General features: G+C 41.8%; 22 protein-coding genes and 1 pseudogene. 17 read left to right on the top strand and 6 right to left on the bottom strand.

The features are described 5' to 3' along the window. Positions 1–247: 247 nt before the first annotated feature. The 3 genes from ACXAD1_RS13440 (at position 248) to ACXAD1_RS13430 (ending at position 3,089) form a co-directional block, all read left to right on the top strand. Positions 248–1,342 (top strand): DNA sulfur modification protein DndB, encoded by a 1,095-nt coding sequence (locus ACXAD1_RS13440; RefSeq protein ID WP_474910291.1) that lies wholly within the window; start codon positions 248–250, stop codon positions 1,340–1,342. Then, positions 1,339–2,373 carry a DNA sulfur modification protein DndB gene (locus ACXAD1_RS13435; RefSeq protein WP_474910290.1) on the top strand — a complete coding sequence of 345 codons (1,035 nt, stop codon included), beginning with the start codon at positions 1,339–1,341 and terminating at the stop codon, positions 2,371–2,373. The genes ACXAD1_RS13440 and ACXAD1_RS13435 overlap by 4 nt, the downstream gene beginning before the upstream one ends. Positions 2,374–2,525: 152 nt before the next feature. Further along, positions 2,526–3,089, top strand: a complete 564-nt coding sequence (locus ACXAD1_RS13430) for a competence protein ComK (protein ID WP_206844069.1) — start codon at positions 2,526–2,528, stop codon at positions 3,087–3,089. Positions 3,090–3,181: 92 nt separating this feature from the next. Here the strand turns inward: ACXAD1_RS13430 and madM are convergent, their stop codons facing one another. Both madM and madL read right to left on the bottom strand, forming a co-directional pair. Continuing rightward, positions 3,182–3,946 (bottom strand): malonate transporter subunit MadM, encoded by a 765-nt coding sequence (gene madM / locus ACXAD1_RS13425; protein ID WP_206844071.1) that lies wholly within the window; start codon positions 3,944–3,946, stop codon positions 3,182–3,184. Then, on the bottom strand, positions 3,927–4,340 hold the full coding sequence (madL, locus tag ACXAD1_RS13420) for a malonate transporter subunit MadL (protein ID WP_474910289.1): 414 nt from the start codon (positions 4,338–4,340) through the stop codon (positions 3,927–3,929). Before madL ends, madM begins: the two co-directional genes overlap by 20 nt. 287 nt (positions 4,341–4,627) lie before the next feature. Here madL and ACXAD1_RS13415 point away from each other — a divergent pair, with 287 nt between their 5' ends. The 11 genes from ACXAD1_RS13415 (at position 4,628) to cyoE (ending at position 14,334) form a co-directional block, all read left to right on the top strand. Continuing rightward, entirely contained in the window at positions 4,628–5,293 is a 666-nt protein-coding gene (locus tag ACXAD1_RS13415) for a GntR family transcriptional regulator (RefSeq protein WP_370222326.1), read from the top strand. Beyond that, positions 5,290–6,216 carry a malonate decarboxylase subunit epsilon gene (mdcH, locus tag ACXAD1_RS13410; protein ID WP_474910288.1) on the top strand — a complete coding sequence of 309 codons (927 nt, stop codon included), beginning with the start codon at positions 5,290–5,292 and terminating at the stop codon, positions 6,214–6,216. Before ACXAD1_RS13415 ends, mdcH begins: the two co-directional genes overlap by 4 nt. 28 nt (positions 6,217–6,244) lie before the next feature. Continuing rightward, a complete protein-coding gene (mdcA, locus tag ACXAD1_RS13405; protein WP_474910287.1) occupies positions 6,245–7,891 on the top strand; it encodes a malonate decarboxylase subunit alpha in 1,647 nt (548 codons plus the stop codon). Positions 7,892–7,910: 19 nt separating this feature from the next. Further along, complete coding sequence (locus tag ACXAD1_RS13400) at positions 7,911–8,780, top strand: triphosphoribosyl-dephospho-CoA synthase (protein ID WP_474910286.1); 870 nt, start codon at positions 7,911–7,913, stop codon at positions 8,778–8,780. Positions 8,781–8,798: 18 nt separating this feature from the next. Beyond that, positions 8,799–9,110: a malonate decarboxylase subunit delta gene (locus tag ACXAD1_RS13395; RefSeq protein ID WP_474910285.1), complete on the top strand. Its 312-nt coding sequence runs from the start codon at positions 8,799–8,801 to the stop codon at positions 9,108–9,110. After that, entirely contained in the window at positions 9,088–10,779 is a 1,692-nt protein-coding gene (gene mdcD, locus ACXAD1_RS13390; protein ID WP_474910284.1) for a biotin-independent malonate decarboxylase subunit beta, read from the top strand. Before ACXAD1_RS13395 ends, mdcD begins: the two co-directional genes overlap by 23 nt. Further along, complete coding sequence (locus tag ACXAD1_RS13385) at positions 10,773–11,420, top strand: malonate decarboxylase holo-ACP synthase (RefSeq protein ID WP_474910283.1); 648 nt, start codon at positions 10,773–10,775, stop codon at positions 11,418–11,420. Before mdcD ends, ACXAD1_RS13385 begins: the two co-directional genes overlap by 7 nt. 128 nt (positions 11,421–11,548) lie before the next feature. Further along, positions 11,549–11,758, top strand: a complete 210-nt coding sequence (locus ACXAD1_RS13380) for a hypothetical protein (protein ID WP_474910282.1) — start codon at positions 11,549–11,551, stop codon at positions 11,756–11,758. 148 nt (positions 11,759–11,906) lie between these two features. After that, positions 11,907–12,224 carry a hypothetical protein gene (locus tag ACXAD1_RS13375; protein ID WP_474910281.1) on the top strand — a complete coding sequence of 106 codons (318 nt, stop codon included), beginning with the start codon at positions 11,907–11,909 and terminating at the stop codon, positions 12,222–12,224. 193 nt (positions 12,225–12,417) lie between these two features. Next, complete coding sequence (locus tag ACXAD1_RS13370; RefSeq protein WP_474910280.1) at positions 12,418–13,158, top strand: hypothetical protein; 741 nt, start codon at positions 12,418–12,420, stop codon at positions 13,156–13,158. 258 nt (positions 13,159–13,416) lie between these two features. After that, positions 13,417–14,334, top strand: coding sequence for a heme o synthase (gene cyoE, locus ACXAD1_RS13365; RefSeq protein WP_206844094.1), 918 nt, complete (start codon positions 13,417–13,419; stop codon positions 14,332–14,334). 277 nt (positions 14,335–14,611) lie between these two features. Here cyoE and ACXAD1_RS13360 read toward each other — a convergent pair whose 3' ends face one another. Beyond that, complete coding sequence (locus ACXAD1_RS13360) at positions 14,612–15,517, bottom strand: branched-chain amino acid transaminase (RefSeq protein WP_206844543.1); 906 nt, start codon at positions 15,515–15,517, stop codon at positions 14,612–14,614. A gap of 110 nt (positions 15,518–15,627) precedes the next feature. On the opposite strand from ACXAD1_RS13360, the pseudogene ACXAD1_RS13355 reads away from it, so the two are divergent. Continuing rightward, positions 15,628–15,858: pseudogene (locus tag ACXAD1_RS13355) on the top strand (protoheme IX farnesyltransferase); the annotation flags it as partial. 95 nt (positions 15,859–15,953) lie between these two features. On the opposite strand, the gene ACXAD1_RS13350 reads toward ACXAD1_RS13355, so the two are convergent. From ACXAD1_RS13350 to ACXAD1_RS13340, 3 genes are read right to left on the bottom strand one after another with little or no spacing between them, the layout of a single operon-like run. Next, positions 15,954–16,778: an ABC transporter permease gene (locus ACXAD1_RS13350; RefSeq protein ID WP_370222338.1), complete on the bottom strand. Its 825-nt coding sequence runs from the start codon at positions 16,776–16,778 to the stop codon at positions 15,954–15,956. Between the two features lie 17 nt (positions 16,779–16,795). Further along, positions 16,796–17,602, bottom strand: a complete 807-nt coding sequence (locus ACXAD1_RS13345) for an ABC transporter ATP-binding protein (protein ID WP_206844099.1) — start codon at positions 17,600–17,602, stop codon at positions 16,796–16,798. 25 nt (positions 17,603–17,627) lie between these two features. Further along, a complete protein-coding gene (locus ACXAD1_RS13340) occupies positions 17,628–18,686 on the bottom strand; it encodes an ABC transporter substrate-binding protein (RefSeq protein WP_474910279.1) in 1,059 nt (352 codons plus the stop codon). A 436-nt stretch (positions 18,687–19,122) separates the two neighbouring features. Between ACXAD1_RS13340 and ACXAD1_RS13335 the strand changes: the two genes are divergently transcribed. Both ACXAD1_RS13335 and ACXAD1_RS13330 read left to right on the top strand, forming a co-directional pair. Next, on the top strand, positions 19,123–19,626 hold the full coding sequence (locus tag ACXAD1_RS13335; protein ID WP_474910278.1) for a DUF2243 domain-containing protein: 504 nt from the start codon (positions 19,123–19,125) through the stop codon (positions 19,624–19,626). After that, on the top strand, positions 19,616–20,437 hold the full coding sequence (locus ACXAD1_RS13330; RefSeq protein WP_474910277.1) for a cytochrome c oxidase assembly protein: 822 nt from the start codon (positions 19,616–19,618) through the stop codon (positions 20,435–20,437). Before ACXAD1_RS13335 ends, ACXAD1_RS13330 begins: the two co-directional genes overlap by 11 nt. The last annotated feature ends 189 nt before the right edge of the window (positions 20,438–20,626 follow it).

The raw sequence follows: 20,626 nt of genomic DNA, 5'->3' as shown, positions 1-20,626 counted from the left end.
TTCTGACAACGGATGAAAAGGAGGAGCTGAGGTGTTGTTTGTGACATAAATCACAAAAATTAGACCTCTTTTCAGTTTAATAATTTGAAAAACATATTATATTTTCTCTTAAAGCCTCTGTCAATAGTATGAAATCAGGCTGAGTCTAGAAAATCAAGCCTAAGAAGCAACAACACCAAGATAACGAGGAAAATGGAATTTACAATAATCAGACAATAAGCCTATAATAGACCTCGGGGTGAGATATATGACAAATATTGGCGTATTAACCAGAATAATGGGATCCTCGTGCGTTCAGTTTGGTAAAAAGGTACTGGTCACTCAGTTGAGGTATGCGACTTTGGAAGCGATTTTCGAAGTGGACGAAGAAGTTCAGAGAAAGCTGGATCCAAAAAGGCGGGTAGAGATAAGAGAGTTTATTATCCAATCGCTGGAAGAAGGCAAGGATTTTTACTTTTCACCATTTGTTTTTTCTGCCAGAGGTGCGATTAAAGAAGCTGATGATGGATGGGAACTGACTCCCGGCAGCAAGCTTTACATCATTGATGGACAGCATCGGAGCGCCAGTTTTTCATCTGCTATTAGCCATCTGAAATCCAGGAAAGAATCAGCTGAAGAAACAGGCAGGCTTGATGAAGCAGTACTGCTTCAGACATATATTGAAAAACTGAAAGAATATCCCGTTGCCATGCAGGTATTCCTGGATTTGACAACGTCTGAGGAGAGGCAATTATTTACTGATATCAATACAGAAAGAAGAGAAGCTCATATAGGGCAAATCATGCTTTATGACCAGCGGGATCAATACACTGAACTGACAAGAAACGTAGCAAGTCAGCTGCAGACTATCTTTGAAATTGAACAAAACCTATCCAGAATATCCATTCACAACTCGGCACTTACATCATTAGCCACCATGAAGAGGTGCATCATAGCCTTATTTGAAGGTATTTTAACTGTAAAAAAAGGTTCCCCTTATTATAGATGCAACCCTATGGAAGCAGAAGAGATCGCGATAGAATTTTTTCGAACATGGCAGCAAATTTTCCCTAAGAAAAGCGCTAACAGGGTTAGGTTTGTAAGCGGTTACTCAGGGATACAAATTGCTCTTGCCTATTGTGCCAACCAGCTGACCAGAACTCATAACATATCCTACAAAGAAGCCATACAACAGCTGAAAAACCTAAAATATGAGTGCAGCTGGAAGCACAATGATCAGATGTTCCGGCATCTGTTCGAATCCGGGACTTCCAGAATTAAAGGGCACTCTTCATCAAGAAAAATTCAGCAAACCTCATTGGAGTTCAAAAAGAAAATTGAACAGGGAGGGATAATGCCGTGATTGTTAATGACATCTTTACAAAGAGGCAAACTTTTATAACACTGCGTGTTTCTGAACTGTTCAAAATGCATAAAGGTGGACGGCTTATTCTGAGAGATACGAACCAGCTTCAAGTCAGACGGATTAAAAAGTATATCTTCTTGAATGCAGCCGGGGGAGAAATATATCTGCCGCCGCTTGTTGCGACAGTGGAAGCAGGAATGGTAGAAAAACAAATTCCTAACAAACTTAACATTGTAGATGGTTCACACCGGATGAAAGCTTTGCTGCAGCTGGAAGATCAAATTTTTATGAGCATGAAAAGTGAGAAGGATGATGAAGTCAGGAATGCTTATCACCTTCAAAATTTATTGGAGAAAACAGATTTAGCTATTCAGGTTCTTGAAGGACTCTCTAAAGATGAGGAGAATCAGCTTTTTATAGATTTAAACACTAAAGGGAAACAGGTGGCATTGTCCAAGCGAATCTCCTATGATTCCAGAAATATCTTAAATGGGATTACCAATCGAATTCTTAGATCCAATGCCCAGTTAAATGAAGCAGGAGTGGAAACGGAAAAAAGGGCTGTCATCCGGCCAGCGAATAAAAAGTTCCTTTCACTATCTCAGCTCCGCTTGCTTGTGGCTACTTTTCTGGCAGGGAAGCTGTTAAGCAGATCGGAAGAATGGAAGGAGAAGGGAGGGGCAGAAGATGAAGCAAATATGGATTTTGTGAATCTATGGCTCGAAAAACTCTTCACCTTTCATCACCCTAATCAAATCGGAAACTATCATGAAACCATGCTGGCGAGCTTTCCCCTTATTCAGGCCATAGCTCTATACGCAATTAAAGACCTGGAGAATCAATCAATTGCTGCCAAAAAACAAAGCCTAACTCAGAGAATGGATAGTATAAAGGGAATGAATTGGAGCAGCAGGAATCCGGAGTGGCGGAAATTTGAAGGAACTGTAAGAGGGGAATTCTTTTACCTGGAAAATAATAAAAGAAATATAACCGAAATGGCAAATTGGCTGGAGTCTCAAAGGAGGTGAGTAATTTGTAAGCAAAAAAAAAACCTCAGGCGGGTCCGGGAAGACGATAGCCTGAGAGTCTCAGTGAGAAGGAGTATACCAACTCATAAGTTAGTATACTCCTTAAATTTCATTTTTTAAATAGTTAAATTAAAGGGAGGCTGTTACTAACGATGGAAGCAACACAAATATGCAGTTATATTATTGTTCCTGAAACGAAATCGATCAGAGCGGAGTTTAATGATAATGGGGAATGCCACAGTCTGATTTTGGAGGGTGACTATACGTTTAAGGTAGATGTGAAACCAATCGAGATTATTGATGAAAGCATTAAATATTATGGTTTTGACCTCAATGGTGCCATCAGCGGTTCGAGAGCCATACTTGGCCAATGTAAGGCTGTGCCTGTACGAATTCCAGGAGAGGTCGACATGTATTGGTTTCCACATACTTCGCCGGGGCAGGAGGAGTGTGTGTGGTTTGCTCTCCATCATGTAGAAGCTATCATGCCTGAAGATAAGGATCTTTCTAACGTTTATGTAAGCGGCGGACATTGTTTTAAGCTGAACGCTGCTGAAAAGGATCTTTCTTACAAATATGATCGGACAGAGAAGCTGGAATCAAGAATATCCAAGCGCAGGGTAAACACCTTCAGTTTTATTATGGAAAGGACCAGGGATACCTACTCGGTTGAGAAAGGAAAGCGGAATTATATTATCACAAGGAAGAAAGATTAGTAGAAGCAGGAGCCTGTTCCGATAAACTGAGGGCAGGCGCCCATAACAGCAGAAAAAGCGGCACAATGCCGCTTTTTCTGATTTGATGCAACTTAACCGAACACAGCTTTTGTCATTAAAAATAAAACAGATGGTGCCATCAGACATCCCAGTCCCGTGTAAAAGGTTGCCGTAACCGCTCCATAAGGCACCAGTTTTGGATCAGTTGCAGCCAATCCGCCGGCTACTCCGCTTGTCGTTCCCATTAGACCTCCGTAAACCATGGCCGTGCGAGGGTTATTAAGGCCAATATACTTTGCGACGAAAGGAGTTCCGATCATCGTAAGAATGGATTTTACTAAACCCGCTGCGATACTGAGAGTGATCACTTCAGAGCTGGCTCCAATCGCCGTTCCTGTTACTGGCCCAACTATGTACGTTGCAGTTCCGGCACCAATTGTTGTAAGGCTGACCGCGTCAGTATATCCAAATGCCAGGGCAATTCCGACACCGATTACAAAGGAGAGGACAACACCCAAAAAGAGGGAAACAACGCCATTTACACCGGCTTTTTTGATTTCACTGAAATTGGCGCCAAAGGCAGTGGCCACAATGGCAAAGTCACGGAGCATGCCTCCGCCCATCAATCCGATTCCAGCGAAAATGCCGATGTCCGAAAGGCCTTTTTCACCGCCGGTTACCACTCCGCCAATATAGGCGAGCACCAATCCAAGAGCTATGGCGATTGCTGAACCGTGTATTCTGCCTTTTGTTAGTTTATCAGAGAGGTAATAAGAAACTAGCATTGTCAGCCCTACGACAGTAAAAGCAACGATGAGACCATTGTCTGTAAGAGCATTACCTAATGTTTCTAACACGCTGATCCCCTCCAGTCATTTCACTTTCCAGCGTTTCGTTTGCATTGCCGCCTTTACTTAAAAGAGGTACAACAGCCCAGCTGATGACGACTGCAGCTACTCCCGCGGTTAGGGCAAGAGGTCCTCCATCCAGAGCTGCGACCACATTTTGCTGTGCCGACATTGCGATAACGATGGGAATATACATGGCACTCCAGAAAGATACCCCTTCCTGGGTCGGAGTCTTTAATCTATCTTTCTTTTTTAAGTATTCAACCAGAAGTATTAACATCAGCATAGCAATGCCTACACCGCCGACATTGGCGTCGATCCCAAGAAAATCTCCAAGAAGATCTCCGAAAAATACACCGGATAATAAGCAGATAGATAACAAAGCAACCCCGTAAATAACCATTTCATCTCTCCTTTTAATTTTTTGCTTTGGGCTAAGGAACAGAACGGCAAATGAGACCAATAATATGACTGGACTTAGGGGTCGTATAAATTGTTTGAAATAAAGAAAGCGTTTGCATTTTTGTAATCTACAGTCGACTGTATTCCTAGAACTCATAATAAAACGAATGAAAAGAATAAGTCAATTAATTTTTACAATTTTCTTAAAATATTGAATTATTGAAAATGTAACGTTATAATTAAAATCGACAGTCGACCAAACATTTTTACACTGAAGGAGACAGTGTCATGAAAGCGGATAAATTTAATCAAAATGCATTATCAAATCATATAGCAGAGCATATCACCGACCAAATTATAAAGGGAGAGCTGGTTCCTGGTGATAAATTGATTGAGCATATTTATGCTGAAGAGTATGGAACAAGCCGTGCACCAGTTAGAGAGGCCATTTACTTGCTTTCGATTGAAGGGCTTGTGGAAAGGATACCCCGAAAAGGAGCCATTGTTAAGGATTATACGGAAAACGAAATTTATGATTTGCTGGAAATTCGGATCATGCTGGAGTCAATGGCTATGGATAGAATCAGCAGAAACGGAATCGATCAGGATAGGCTGAAAAAAATGAAAGAACTTTTTGACCAGATGGCCGATGTTACGAATGTTCATCAATACACGCAGCTGAACCACTCGTTTCATACTGCTCTTGTAGAAATGAGTCAAAGTGAAACGATTAAGACCATGTATTCCCGGCTTGGATGGCCATTACTGAGAATACAGAGCCTTTCATTTGCCAGCCAGGGGAATATTGAAAAGTCAGTGCGTGAACATGAATTGTTAATTGGTCTTTTAAAGGAGGAGAAATTAGAAGAGGCAGCAGATTTGCTGACAAGGCATAATCAGGATGTAATAGCCAGCATGAAACGAAAGATGGGCAAGCGGGAGGAAATGAAATGAAGCTTGCATTCGTATTTCCCGGCCAGGGCTCCCAAAAAAAAGGTATGCTGCACAGCCTGCCGGAACATCCAGCCGCTCTTGAAGTACTGCAGCAAGCAAGAGAAGTAATCGGAGAAAATGTTTTGGATCTTGATACTGCCAAAGCCTTAAAGTCCACTGTTTCAGTTCAATTGTCTTTGCTTATTGCGTCAGTGGCTGTATCAAAAGCATTTAAAGCAGAAGGGGTGAAGCCGGATTTTGCTGCAGGCCATTCAGCCGGAGCCTTTGGAGCTGCCGTTATTTGCGGGGCGATGGATTTTACCGATGCTTTGGAGATTGTAAAGCTGAGAGGAGAGCTGATGGAACATGCTTTTCCATCGGGCTATGGGATGGGAGTGATTACAGGTTTTGATGCCATTACTGTAAAGGAAATCGCTGCAGCCATTTCTTCAGTAGAGAACCCGGTATATCCCTCGAATATTAATGCAGCAGATCAAGTAACCATTTCCGGCTCCATTCCAGCCATCAAAAAGGTTCTTGATCAAGCCGGTCAACGCGGTGCAAGAACAGCCGAGCTTCTGAATGTAACTGTGCCATCACATTGTCCTTTGCTGAATTCAGTCGGTGATTCCTTATATGACAAGCTTGCTTCTGTCCATATCCGGGCCCCGTTTATCCCATATGCCGCAAATCGGACAGCAAGGCTATTACGGGATTCGGAGCAAATTCGAGAAGACCTCGCTTATAATGTTTCGAATCCAGTCCGCTGGTATGAAATCAGCTCCTTGCTTTGTGAGCATGGCACAAGGCTTTTAATTGAAATGTCTCCAGGGAATGTCCTGACCACTTTAAATAAAAGAACACTGCCTGGTGCCCGATCAGTCTCAGTGGATGAAAACGGGTTAGATAATTGTCTTTTCCTGGCAAAGAGATTTTGTTCTTAAAATATTTTTATAGAGAGGGGAATTTATCATGCAGGCTGCCAAACAGCGATCGTGGAATACACGTCTTGAAGCCAAGCAAAAACGATTAGAGGGAATGAAGGGCATCACCAGCAATCGAATTATTCCAACCAGCCAAATTGTCGAGGCTCTCGAAACACTGATTATGCCGGGGGATCGGGTGGTGCTTGAAGGAAACAATCAAAAACAGGCATCCTTCCTTTCAGCTGCTCTTGCTCAGGCTGACCCGAAAAAATTATTCGATTTGCATATGATCATGTCCAGCATTTCCCGACCTGAACATCTCGATATATTTGAGTACGGCATTGCCAGCAAAGTGGACTTCTCATATGCCGGCCCGCAAAGTCTCAGGATGGCGCAAATGCTTGAAGATGGGAAGCTGACAATGGGAGAGATTCATACATATGTAGAGTTATATGGAAGGCTCTTCATTGATTTGATTCCTTCAGTGGCTTTAGTCGCTGCGGATAAAGCTGATTCAGAAGGCAACTTATATACAGGTCCCAATACTGAGGAAACACCGACTCTTGTTGAAGCAGCAGGCTTCAGCAGCGGAATTGTCATTGCACAGGTGAATGAACTGACTGATGAATTGCCTCGCGTAGACATTCCAGGCTCCTGGATTGATTTTGTCGTTGTTGCTGACAAGCCTTATCAGCTTGAGCCGCTATTTACACGGGACCCTCGCCATATTACTGATATTCAGATTCTGCAGGCCATGATGGTCATAAGGGGAATCTATGAAAAGCACGGAGTAAAATCTCTGAATCACGGGATTGGCTATAATACTGCCGCGATTGAACTGCTTCTCCCTACCTACGGTGAATCCTTAGGCCTGAAGGGGAAAATTTGCAGGCACTGGGCATTGAATCCTCATCCTACACTCATCCCTGCTATTGAAAGCGGATGGGTAGACAGTGTCCATTGTTTTGGCGGAGAAGTAGGCATGGAAAAATACGTTGCTGCCCGGCGTGATGTGTTTTTTACCGGGCATGATGGAAGCTTGCGCTCAAACAGGACACTTTGCCAGCTTGCAGGACAGTATGCAGTTGATCTATTTGTAGGCTCCAGCCTGCAGATTGACGAAGCAGGGAATTCTTCAACCGTAACGAGAGGGCGCCTCGCCGGATTTGGGGGAGCGCCGAACATGGGACATGATCCGGGAGGAAGGCGCCATTCTTCTCAGGCATGGCTTGACATGATGACGGACAATGACCCGCTTGCACGCGGAAGAAAATTGGTTGTTCAGGTAGTAGAAACCTTCCAAAACGGAAATAAACCTGTATTTGTTGAATCGCTGGATGCTGTTGGCGCTAAAGCAGATATAGGCCTTGAAACAGCACCTGTCATGATTTATGGGCAGGATGTGACACATATAGTCACCGAAGAGGGCATTGCCTATCTATATAAAACGGACAGCATGGAGGAGCGGAGACAGGCCATCTCAGCCATTGCCGGTGTGACCCCAATTGGCCTGAAGCATGATATAAAGGCGACGGAAAAATTAAGAAGAGAAGGGTTAATCGCTCTTCCTGAGGATCTCGGCATTAGAAGAACCGATGCAAAACGATCCCTGCTGGCTGCCAAAAATGTAGAGGAGCTTGTGGAATGGTCGGAAGGGTTATATGAACCGCCTGCCAAATTCAGAAGCTGGTAAAAGGAGGCAGAAGGGAACAATGAAAGACTTAGAATCTTACAGCCTATATCTTGGAAAGCTGGCCATACAATCACTCATTGAAGAGGCTGAGCTCACGCCAAAACCAGGACTGGTTGATAAGAAAAGCTCAGGCTCGCATAGAGATATGTCTTTAAGCACATTGATCCGGTCAGCTATTGCACTTGAAGATACATTCAGGAAAATAGCTGAAACAAGCTTTAATCGGACCCCTTCTCAGGAGCTGCGCGAAGAGATCGCCATGATTGGCAGGCGGGGTGAACAGGAGATGTTCCAGGCCACGGGTGGCGTAAATACCCATAAAGGAGCAATATGGGCATTAGGCCTCCTGGTTTCAAGTGCTGCAATGGACCTGGGAGAAAGCCCAGGCAAAGAGGTAGCTGTTCAGGCAGGAAAGATTGCTCTATATGAAGATCGTAACCTGCTACCTGATAAAACAAATGGCAGCCGGGTTAAAGCAAGGTTTGGAGTGGATGGAGCAAGAGGAGAGGCCGAGCAAGGCTTTCCCCACATAAGACAGATAGCGCTGCCAGTTCTTAATGAATCAAGAGAAAGAGGTCTGAGTGAGGATTATTGCAGGCTAAATGTACTGATCGCACTGATGGCAGAGCTAAATGACACATGTATTTTGCATAGGGGAGGCGCGGAAGCCCTCGAAATCACAAAGGCTCATGCAAAGGAAATCGTCAGGGCAGGAGGAGTTTCTGCCGACAAAGGATGGCAGCTGTTAGAACAATTGGATCAATTGTTATGCAGCATGAATGTATCACCGGGCGGAAGCGCTGATTTGCTTGCCGCTGCCATTTTCCTGGATTACCTGGATCAGAATGCGAAAAGCGAGTCTGAGAGATTAGAAGCTTTACAAATTTAGCAGAAGGAGAGCTGCCGAATGGAGAAATTGAACTTTCGCTTTCCTGCAACTCAAATGCTTGAATCAAATGCCCATGTGGGAGTTGTAGGATCAGGCGACCTGGAGATTTTAATGGAGCCATCCGACCAGGGATATGCAGATGTAACAGTCCGGACTGGTACAACCGGCTTCAATCAAATATGGGAAAAGGTATTAGAACGGTTTTTCAGCCATCATGATATTTCAGCAAACATTAAAATCAATGATTTTGGGGCAACTCCGGGCGTTGTCTCATTGAGGCTCTCACAGGCATTGGAGGTGGGCAGAAATGCTGGATACATTAAAAAATAGCTTTGTAGAGTGCGGAGGCAGAGAGCGGGCAAGAGTGCTTATGGATGAAGGCACATTCAGGGAGCTAGTGGGACCATTTGAAGGTCTTGAATCCCCACATCTGGAACCTCAGGGAATTGTTCCCCAAAGTGATGATGGGGTTGTGATCGGCAAAGGTAAGATTGAGGGAAAGCCAGCACTCGTCATTTCCATAGAAAGCAGCTTTCAGGGAGGCGGTATTGGAGAAGTTTCCGGTGCGAAGATAGCTGGTGCTTTAGAAAGGGCACTTGATGAAAATAAGTCCGGCCATACCATCTACCCCATTTTTATCTTTGATACAGGGGGTGTCAGACTCCAGGAAGCCAACTACGGACTCTTATCCATTGCCGAAATAGGCGCGGCGATCGTGGCATTAAGGGAATACGTGCCTGTTATTGGAGTCATTCCCGGGAAAATTGGCGCATTTGGCGGGATGTCCATTAACGCAGGATTATGCAGCACGTTAATCATTACCCGTGAAGGACGGCTTGGATTAAATGGGCCAGAGGTAATCGAGCAGGAAGCAGGGATACAGGAGTTTGATTCAACTGACCGCCAGCAGATTTGGAGTACGATTGGAGGCAGACAAAGGGTGGCTTCCGGATTTGCCGATATTGAGGCCGAGGATAATATCGCCTCTTTCAGAAAAGCAATATTGTCTGCGATCCTGCGGGGACCTGTGGAAAAGCCAAGAAGCTCACAGGTTGAAAAATATCTTTCTTTTCTTCGCTCTATCAATACTTCAGCCGTGCTCACTCCTCAGAAAGTGCAGGATTTGTGGGCAGAATCTGACTATTATCATTCAGAGGAGATGGATAGAGAAAATAAGAATCATGTTGTAAAAATTAAAAGCAGGGGACATAGATGGTTTAACCTTTTGTCAGCCGGCAGCAAAAACATCAGTGCAGTTCCTTCGGTTTTATGTTCCGATTCAAAAATCAACAATGAATCAGTTCGTTTCCTGGCCGTTGTCCCGGATGAATCAAGCCGATTCCCTCGAGCCCGCTCTGGTGAATTTGGCCTGGAGCAGGGATGGATGATCGCCAAGCATGTCCGTGACGCGATCGAAGAAGATCAATATAAAGAAGAAAAACGCGCAATAGTAGCGGTCGTTGATGTTCCAAGCCAGGCCTATGGGTACCGTGAAGAGCTTTTGGGAATCCATCAGGCATGTGCTGCAGCTGTTGATGCCTATGCAACAGCAAGATTGGCAGGCCATCCGGTCATTGCTTTTATTCCAGGAAAGGCTATTTCAGGTGCCTTTTTATCTCATGGATTGCAGGCGAACCGATTAATCGCCTTGGGTGATGAAGGCGTCAATGTCCATGTTATGTCCAAGAAATCAGCTGCAAGAATCACGCAGAGAACCATTGAAGAGCTTGAAGAAGCAACAAAAAAAGTGCCGTCAATGGCTTATGATATCCGGTCATTTGAAAAATTGGGTGCGCTCCATGGACTAATTTCCGATTTAAATGCTGACGCACCAGGGGAAGCTGACCGTGATGTAATCTTTAACAGGATTCAGGCAGCCATTGAGGATATAAAAAATAGTCCGCGTGATTTGAGCGGCAGGCTTTCCTCGGATTATGCCAAAGAAGGAGGAAGATCCGCTTCCATTTTAGTCAGAAAGATGCTGGCGGACCAATGGTGATCGAGCCGCATGACTTATTGAAGATTGACGCAAAGCATCTCATAAGCCACTCACCAATACCGGACTGGGCGATTCAAGCACTGAACGTGGCACCATATGTGGTTGTCCGGAGGGCGCATGCTCCGAAAGAGCAGATCGCTGTTGGGATTAGGGGGAGGGCAAGGAATGAAAGATTCGGTGCCTTTATACCAGATGATGCGTTTATTTACCAAATCAAGCCTGAGGATTTAATTGAAAGCACTCTTTGGGATAAGAAGCCATCACCTGTATTCGTATCTCTTACAATAGCAAGTGAGATATTGGCAAAACATAAACTGGTATGGGGGCCAGGGGGAAGTGCCGGGTTTGAACTGGCCACCGGAAATGTGACTGTAACAGCGGAGAGCGATCTTGATATTATCCTGCGTGCTCCTGATCCGATCCCTATTCATACAGCAGCAGAAATAATGGATGCAATGAAGAGCTGCCCTTCAAGAGTTGATATACAGGCTGAAACGCCCGCAGGTTCGTTTTCTTTATTGGAATATGCAAATGGTTCGGCCGCCATGCTGGTAAAAACAAAATTTGGACCAATACTCTGTGAAAACCCTTGGAAAAGTGAATTGAATAACCCAATGGAACTGTTAAAAAACCCTTCTTAGTAAATTAAGAGGGGTTTTTTAGAGCTTTAGCAATCCTTCAATTTCTTTAACTGCCGGATGGCTGTTTTAAAGGGATGTGCGAATTAATCAAAAGTAAAAATTTAACATTGCAAGGAGTCTAAACAATTATGAAAAAAAATTTGCTGATCATTTTTGCCCTTCTCAGCACCCTCTTCTTGACAGACAGATTTATAAGGCCGGGTATGGAGTCTGCTGGAGAGGGAAAGGTGAAGGAAGAAACCAGGATTAACAGGGAAGAGCTTAAGGTTGAAGATTACGAGTATTTCCTGCTAACCTCTGCGCGGTCATCCGAATTATATGCTTCCACTAATTTTTAAATAATGAATACGATTATTTGTACCCAGTCAGCATATCACCTCCCCATTTATAATCCAGGAGACACTAATTTAGATTCAGGTATTCATGCGAAGCTTCGACACATTTCCAGTAAACCTGATATAATTTGTCTTAAGGGAGGTGATAGAATTGGATAAAACGCTTAATTTAATCCTGAATAAGCTTGAATCATTAGATAATAAAGTTATTTCTATGGACAAAAGGCTTACAGCAGACCTTAAAAGGCATGAAGACCTAATACAGCAATTGATTCGCAGTGTAGCTGCTGCAAATGTGAACATAACCGAAGCGAATGAAAAATTGTCTGTTATTGATGCAAAGGCTGACCAGGCAATTGAACAGATTACTGATATTAATGCATCCGTGGCTACGAAGCATGACCTTGCATATTATGACCAAAAGATTTCTGAACACTCCAGGCAGATTTATAAATTGAACAATCAATGAAGCTCTCCATAAATTCTTCTTCGCTTCTTCATCAAAAATAATTTTTTCCAAAATAAACACCTGACCTTCATGTACCGTACAGGACAAAAGGGCAGGTGTTTTAGTTTTCCTGTTCCACCCATCCGAAAATTTAATAGGCCTATATTTTATAATGATAAACAAAGATAGACAAATTAAAGGGAGATAATCATACATGAAAAACCTGACCATTTTCACAGCTTCAGCGGCTAGACCTAATCTGCTTGTGAATTCTGCAGATGACCGAATTGAACCAACAGACGGCTGGAGCATTTCGGCTGAAAATCCAGAAGATATTATTCATGGCTTCTCTCAATTAAAGATAAAGAAAGAATACAAACTAAGAGGCTATCAATATTTCAGCGGAGGAAATGGCAATGGCATTGTCTGGGCGATCCCAGCTTCAGAGAAATTTCCTCATCCTGACAACTGTGACCGTTTAGATGAAATGTTTCTTAGTCCGCCTAAGCCTGAAATAGCCCTGGATGATTTTATGGGTGCGATTGATGGTGACAGGTCTCCATTATCTTATCTGCAGGCGGCGATTGCATGGCATGAGCTTCATGAATTTGGTGCAATGTGGCATGGCTGTTCCTGGGGTCAGGATCGGATATTGCCGTTTACGGATGATTACAAGGAAGAAATGCTTTCTGAAATAGACGATGCAGATACAGATTCCAGCATAGAAGATTACTTGAATTTCATTCACCCATGGGATGAACTGAATGAAATTCCCGATATCCTGCATCCTCATTTCTTCTATCAAAATGGAAAACCTACAGTTGTTTTCTATACTGTCAATGATATTGGCTATTATAAATTAAGCAGGTATATCCATACCTTTGAAAAAGAAAGTTATATGCAGAAGGCAGAACGTGAAGAAATTGCAGCAGGCGAGGGGGGAATTATTTTTTAGACTGCGTATCCAGTAAAGTGATACAAAGCTGTCACGATTATAATCCCCTTTACAATGTGAATAATGGTAGAATGGACAAAGAGAACTATGCATCTGAGCAAGGTTCTCTTTTCAATTTGCCATCAGCATTTCAGCACAGTGATTTTTCAGAAATCATTATGTGGCAACTCCTGTTATAATAAGTGTATACTGTTAATCTAATTAGTATTTTTTTAGATAGAGATGAGAGATAATTAGTAAAAGGGGAATAGATCGATCATGAAAGAGGAAGCAACCCTGAAAATGCAGGGACGGCCATTATCAAAGATCCTCGCACTGACAGTCAAGACAGGGATTATCAAATCTAACCTGATCCCGATGTTTGCAGGATTAACATTGGCCTTATATACCTACGACTTCGGCCTTCTGGAGAAGCTGCCTGAGATTTTACTGGCCTTTATTGGCTCAAGCCTGGTAATGGGGGCAGCCGGGGCTTTTAATAATTTATATGACCGTGACATCGATTCGATTATGAAGCGGACCCAAAGCAGACCAACTGTCACAGGGGAAATCAAGCCAAAACAGGTTTTGTGGCTTGGTGCCTTCATGTCTGTTTTTGGAATTCTCGCTCTTGCCTTCACGACTCCTTTAGCGGGCTTCCTCGGGTTTTTGGGGCTATTTTTTTATGTGGTCCCATATACGATGTGGAGCAAGCGAAGAACCATTTACAATACGGAGATCGGAAGCATTTCCGGTGCGATGCCGCCGCTGATTGGCTGGGCTGCCATCCATCCGGATATCACGCATCCTGCGATCCTTGGCCTATTTATCATCACTGTCATTTGGCAAATGCCGCACTTCTATGCGATTGCCATTCGGAAGCATGATGAATATAAAGCGGCAAACGTTCCGATGCTGCCAGTTGTAAAGGGTGTCAGAAGAACATATATCCAGACGAATATATATTTAATCATTTTGATCGGAATCAGTTTTCTGTTAGGCTCCTTAAGTATTGGCCTTATGCTGGTTGCCCTGCTTTTGGGAATTGCCTGGCTGGCGCTCAGTGTGTACGGCTATAAACGGATGGACCCGGAAAAATGGGCAAAATCACTGTTTATCTTTTCGCTTGTTCATATGACAGTCCTGTTTTCAACGGTTATTATTTACTCGATTATGGGGATTATTTTTGATTTATAACTTTTAGATTTTTATGGGGAATAATGGCTATAGACTCCATAGAAAAGGTTGTCAATTGAATGGATTTAGATTATTGAAAAGCGTTAATCGTTAAGATTAACGCTTTTTCTTGTGGTTTTATCAGGGTAGAAAGGGTGACTTATAAAACAGGACTATCTAATGAATCAAGCTTAAGAAAGGTTTGCACCCTTATTTTGACGAGAAGGGAACTTCCAAAATATCCATTACTTAAATGATATTCTAATAAAATTAAGCGAAATACTAAAGATTTTAAGTGTTAATACACCGGTGTACAATAGCTTAAATAATGGGGATTGTTTCCTCTCACAATATTTTCATAATGAAAGCGAATTTTTTTAGTCAAATCCCCTTCAATCCCTTTTCCTATTTTCCTATGATCAATATTAATTATAGGTTTGATTTCTATTGCTGTGCCAGTGAAAAACACTTCATCAGCAGAGTATAGTTCCGTTCTTGACAGACTGTGTTCAGAAACTGAGAGAAATAAGTGATTTTTAGCAATTTGAATGACAGTATCCCGCGTAATCCCTGCGAGTATATTATCGGATATTGGCGGGGTAATTAACCTGTTATTTTTCACGATGAAAATATTTTCTCCTGGCCCCTCACTTACATTTCCTTCATCCGTTAAAAATATAGCTTCATCAAAACCATTTAAAAGTGCATCCGTAGTTGCCAATCCAGAATTCAAATAATTTCCCGTTGATTTTGCCTGAGGCGGAATCATATTATTACCTGTACGGCTCCATGAAGAAACACAAACCTTTAAGGCCGGCTTAGGTTTATATTCAAATGCTGTGCAATAAATTGTAACCCTATTAAAAGGATCTGTTAAATCAGGACGCAGTGTATTTGCCCCCTTAAAGCACATAGGCCGTATATATACATCCTCCCGGACATTATTTTGTCTTAATAACTGGATTGTCCATTTAATTAATTGTATTGGTGTATAAGGAACTTGTATATGTAGAGAATTTCCAGATTCATTTAAGCGTTTATAATGATCCCAAATTCGAAAAATGAATAATTGTTTTTGATATTCATTCCAGTAAGCCCTAATTCCCTCGAAGCATCCTAATCCATAATTTAGACCTTTATTTCTTATGCTAACTGAAACCTTAGATTCATCTAGAATTTCCCCCTGGTCAAAAACATACCTCATTTTATTATCCCACCAATAATAATATATTTACTTCATTTATATATTTGGTCAGTCAGGATTATTCCTAACAAACCAATATGCAAAAGGGGATAAGAGACCCTATATCCAGATTGAATGTTTTGATCGGAATCAGTTTCCTGTTAGGCTCCTTAAGCATTGGCCTTATGCTGGTGGCCCTGCTTTTGGGAATTGCCTGGCTGGCGCTCAGTGTGTACGGCTATAAACGGATGGACCCGGAAAAATGGGCAAAATCACTGTTTATCTTTTAGCTTGTTCATATGACAGTCCTGTTTTCGACGGTTATTATTTACTCAATGATGGGGATTATTTTTGATTTGTAAAAGCATCAAGCTGCGGATATAGTAGATTTATATTGTAATTAAGTCACTAAAAAGCCCTTCTCAAATTTGAGAGGGGCATAGTTTATAACTCAGAGTTAATCATTTTGCGGCCGCCATGAAGAAAAATGTTTCTCTAATAATCCAACTAATCCAGAAAGGATAAGACCAGTTATCGTAATAACAAATATCCCAACGAACATTCTGGCTGTTTGTAAATTCTGGCCATCAATGGTTAATTGAAAACCAATACCTGCAGATGAAGCAAATAATTCACCGACTACTACCCCGATCAAACCTTGACCAATACCCAAACGGATACCTGCTAATAAAAACGGAACAGTCGAAGGCAAAGCAATCGTTTTAAAAACTTGAAACTCGCTGGCTGTAAAGGTGCGAGCGGCTTTTATCAAGTTTTGATCCAGTGTTTGCATTGCTTTTTGTGCATTTAAAACAATTGGGAAGAATGCCATCAAAAAGACAATCAGCATTTTGGATTCAACCCCAATTCCTAATGCAATAACGATTACAGGTAATAAAGCTACTTTTGGTGTAACGTATAATCCGGAAATAAAAGGGTTTACAATGGCATTAAAAATTTTATTCCAGCCCGAAAGTACACCAATAGGTATCCCGATAAGGACGGCGAAAACAAAGCCTATTGCAAACTCATAGCCGCTTACGCCCATATTGCTCCAAAATGCAGGTTCCTGCACCATTACAACAGCAGCTTGAAATATCTCGGAAGGAGAACTGACAAACAGTGGATCAATCCATTCTTTTTTCGAAACTAATTCCCACCCTAATATAAATAAAGCAACCGAGAAGACACTTATCACGATAGTAAAGTCTTTCTTTCTTAAAACTTTTGGCTTTTCCTTTATGAGCTTCCTTGTTTCCTGAGTAATTTCAGTGTTTGCCATGGCCCGCTCCTTTCCCTTTAATGAAAACCTTGTTTAGTAGATTCTTTTTCTATCAAAGACCAAATATAATCTATTTGCTTTAAAAATTCAGGATCGCGTTTTATATTTAAATCCCGTGGTCTTGGAATTGTAACATCCACTATATCGACAACTCTGCCTGGTCTTGCTCCAAATACGAATACCCGATCTGCCAAATATACGGCTTCATCTATTTGGTGGGTAATAAACAAGCTTGTTTTCTTAGTTTCATTCCAAATTCGAAGTAACTCTTTCTGCATAAATTCCCGTGTTTGAGCATCAAGCGCAGAGAATGGTTCATCCAGTAATAAAAGAGAAGGCTCTACTGTCAATGCTCTTGCAAGATTGACACGCTGCTGCATACCTCCAGATAACTCATGAGGATAATGATTTTCGAATCCTTTCAGCCCAACCATCTCAATATACTCTTTTGCCTTTATCTTAGTTTCCCTGGACACTCGTTTTTGAATCTCCACGCCATATAGCACGTTCTGAATAACAGTACGCCAAGGAAAGAGACTTGGAGTTTGAAAGACAACAGATCGATCAATGCCCGGTCCATTTATTTTTTTTTCATCGAGTAAAATGGAACCTCTGCTTGGTTTTATTAGACCGGCCACTGTATTTAAAAAGGTTGTTTTACCACATCCACTGGGTCCAACGATACAAATAAATTCGCCTTCCTTAATATTCAAATTAATATCTTGAAGCGCAATGACTTCTGCACCCGTTTTATTGTTCACATAAGTTACGTCAAGATCATTTGATGATAGTTTATAACCCTGTCCAATCGCTGCTCCGCTCACTATATTCACCACTTTTCATTAAGAATTATTTAGGAAATGCTTCCTCTATATATTCGTTTGTCCAAATACCCCCAGGTTCTGTATTCTGTTCCTTGGTAATTCCAGTTAAATCTCCAAATTCAACCAAAGGAACTTGAGCATTATCCCAAGATTCTTTAGTCATTTCTCCATAACCCTGGAAGGTATCTTTTAAGTCTATTAATGAATTTTCCAAAACCTTAAGGTCAGTTCCTTCGAAATAGGAAGCTATGGACTCTGCAGCATCCTTTGGATTTTCACGGGTAAACTCGATTCCTTTTCCAATAGCCCGCACTACTTTAGCTGCTATGTCAGGGTTTTCTTCAAGATATTCCCGATCTGCAAATACAACTTCCCAAACCATGTTCGCATATGTGGGCTCTTCACTCGCTTTAATCACTAGTTCTCCTACACCTTCATCCTTGACTTGTGCGGCAAATGGAGGTGAACTGATCCCGCCTGAAACAACGCCTTCCTTCATACCGCCAATTTTAGGTCCAGTGCCGGCTAATTTGACAATTTTAACTGACGATGGATCAATGCCATGTAATTGCATTAAATATCTCGTATAAATGTCCCCTGAATCGCCTACTACATTTGTTCCGATGCTTGCACCTTCTAATGCAGCAACACGGTCTTTAAGGGGAGCATCCATATTTATTTTCTTTTCTTCTATGTATTCATTAGATAGGGCAATTTCAAAGGTGAGCGCTGAATTTAAAGATTGAATTGCTACAAGATCTTCACCTTTTTCCAATGGTACAAACATACTTCTGGGTCCAGAGATGGCAAATTGAGCTTGTCCTGATAAAACAGAAGCAATAACTTGTGAACCACCGCCACCAGAGGCAATTTCAGCTTTAATTCCTTCTTCTTTCAAAAAGCCTTTTTCAACTGCTACATAAAAAGGTGCCAAAGAGAGAATTCTAGCTGGTTCAGAAAAAGTAATCTCGGTCAATTTCTTCCCGGCTTCGTTTGTTGCTGGAGCGTTTCCGCCACCAGAACATCCTGCTAAAAATAAGGCTAAAACTAATAGGAGCACAGCTCCACTTTTCTTGATAAACATGTAATCCCTCCTAGAAATATTTATATAAAAAACACTTTTGTGTTTTATATATAAAACTATGTTTTGTTTTTTAATTATAGCATTATTTTCTAAAAATTTAAACAGTTTAGAATTAAAAAATGAGCTGTGTACGAATTGGTTAGGTAATTTAAATCTTAAGAGTCATCTTATTTAAAATGAGTCACTCCATAGAAAAAATGTTCTGCTGTTATTCTTTTGTTTGGATTCCAATAAGGAAATAAGTCTGAAAGAGGAAAAAGATTATTTCAATTTACAACAAAATCCTGACAGTTTGATATTTCACTTTAAAAGGGGGTATTTATTATCAAACAGATAGCTCTTTGAAGGTGATAAATTCGAGTAATGTTTGCTCATTCTGGATAGAATGATGGGTGTACTCGGGATATCGTCAGGATACGAATGGAGGAATAAGGTTATGGCTACTGAACATAATCGTTCAGCTAAATCAAACCATCCTGCCAGCTCAGCCCGCAATCTGTGGTCTGGTGTGCTGTTTGGCATTGGGTTTGCTGCCTTTATAGATGAGACAATTTTTCATCAGCTGCTGCACTGGCATCATTTTTATGACAAATCCACTACGGATATTGGACTTATCTCCGACGGGCTTTTTCATGCTTTCAGTTGGTTTGCGACAATTGGAGGCTTGTTTATTTTTGCTGATATTCGTCGGCGAAATGCATTGTGCTTGAAGAGGTGGTGGGGTGGGAAGCTGGTTGGTGCGGGCGGTTTCCAGTTATATGATGGTACCATCCAGCACAAATTAATGCGGATACATCAAATTCGTTATGTAGAGAATGTATTTATCTACGATCTTATATGGAATGCAATTGCTGCATTCATGATCATAATCGGTCTTATCCTTGTTATTCGTACAAACAAGAAACAACAAGCTGAAAAGGCTGTCCCATATGAACAATAATCATATTCATTATATTGACGGAACTCCTGCAGCTGATTTAATCCCTCAATTACTCGCGGCATTGCCGTTTGTGCTGGGTTTATTCATATACATCCTTGCTGTGTTCGTCTCCAGCAGGAATCATAAGCCATGGCCGGTATACCGGACTGTCTGCTGGATTTTTGGCGTTTTTTTCGCTGTCGCAGCCGTAATAGGACCCCTTGCTGACCGTGCCCATTCAGATTTTTCGGCACATATGTTCAGTCATTTGTTTTTAGGCATGCTTGGACCGTTGCTCATGACACTTGCGTCGCCCATGACGCTTTTGCTGCGAACGCTAAGTGTTCCTTTAGCAAGAAGGCTTTCAAGGGTTCTGAAGAGCTGGATTTCGCGGATGTTTACCCATCCCATTATGGCATCCTTCCTTAATATAGGAGGGCTTTGGTTATTATATACAACCTCTCTTTACTCGCTTATGCACGAGAGCATTCTTATTCATCTCATTGTTCATTTCCATGTATTCCTGGCAGGATATTTATTTACTGTGTCAATGATTTATTTTGATCCGATCCCTCACCGGATTCCTTTTCTGTACCGTGCACTTGTATTCGTTTTTGCTTTGGCAGGGCATGGGATCCTTTCAAAGTACATTTATGCTCATCCGCCTGCTGGTGTATCCGCTGATCAGGCGGAAATAGGAGGGATGATCATGTATTATGGCGGGGACGCGATTGACATTATACTCATATTCATCTTTTGCTGGCAATGGTCCAAAGCCAGCAGGCAAAGAGAAGATGTATCAGAGGGTAATAGGCAGCTTGTTCAACAATGAGGGTTCATATTAAAGTTAATCTATTCCGGTTCTCATATATGAAAGCCGGATTTTTTTATTCTTCATTTCAGGTTTGCAGCTTTAGCTTTCAGGATGCAAAGAGCAGGTGTTCATTTCTAAAAGCCTTTTATTTATTTTAAATTTTCTTTTAATTTAAAATATTTTATGATATTATACGATTAATTACAG

The organism is Cytobacillus sp. ABV4_503 (assembly GCF_056158445.1).
This window is presented reverse-complemented; position numbering and strand designations above follow the sequence as displayed.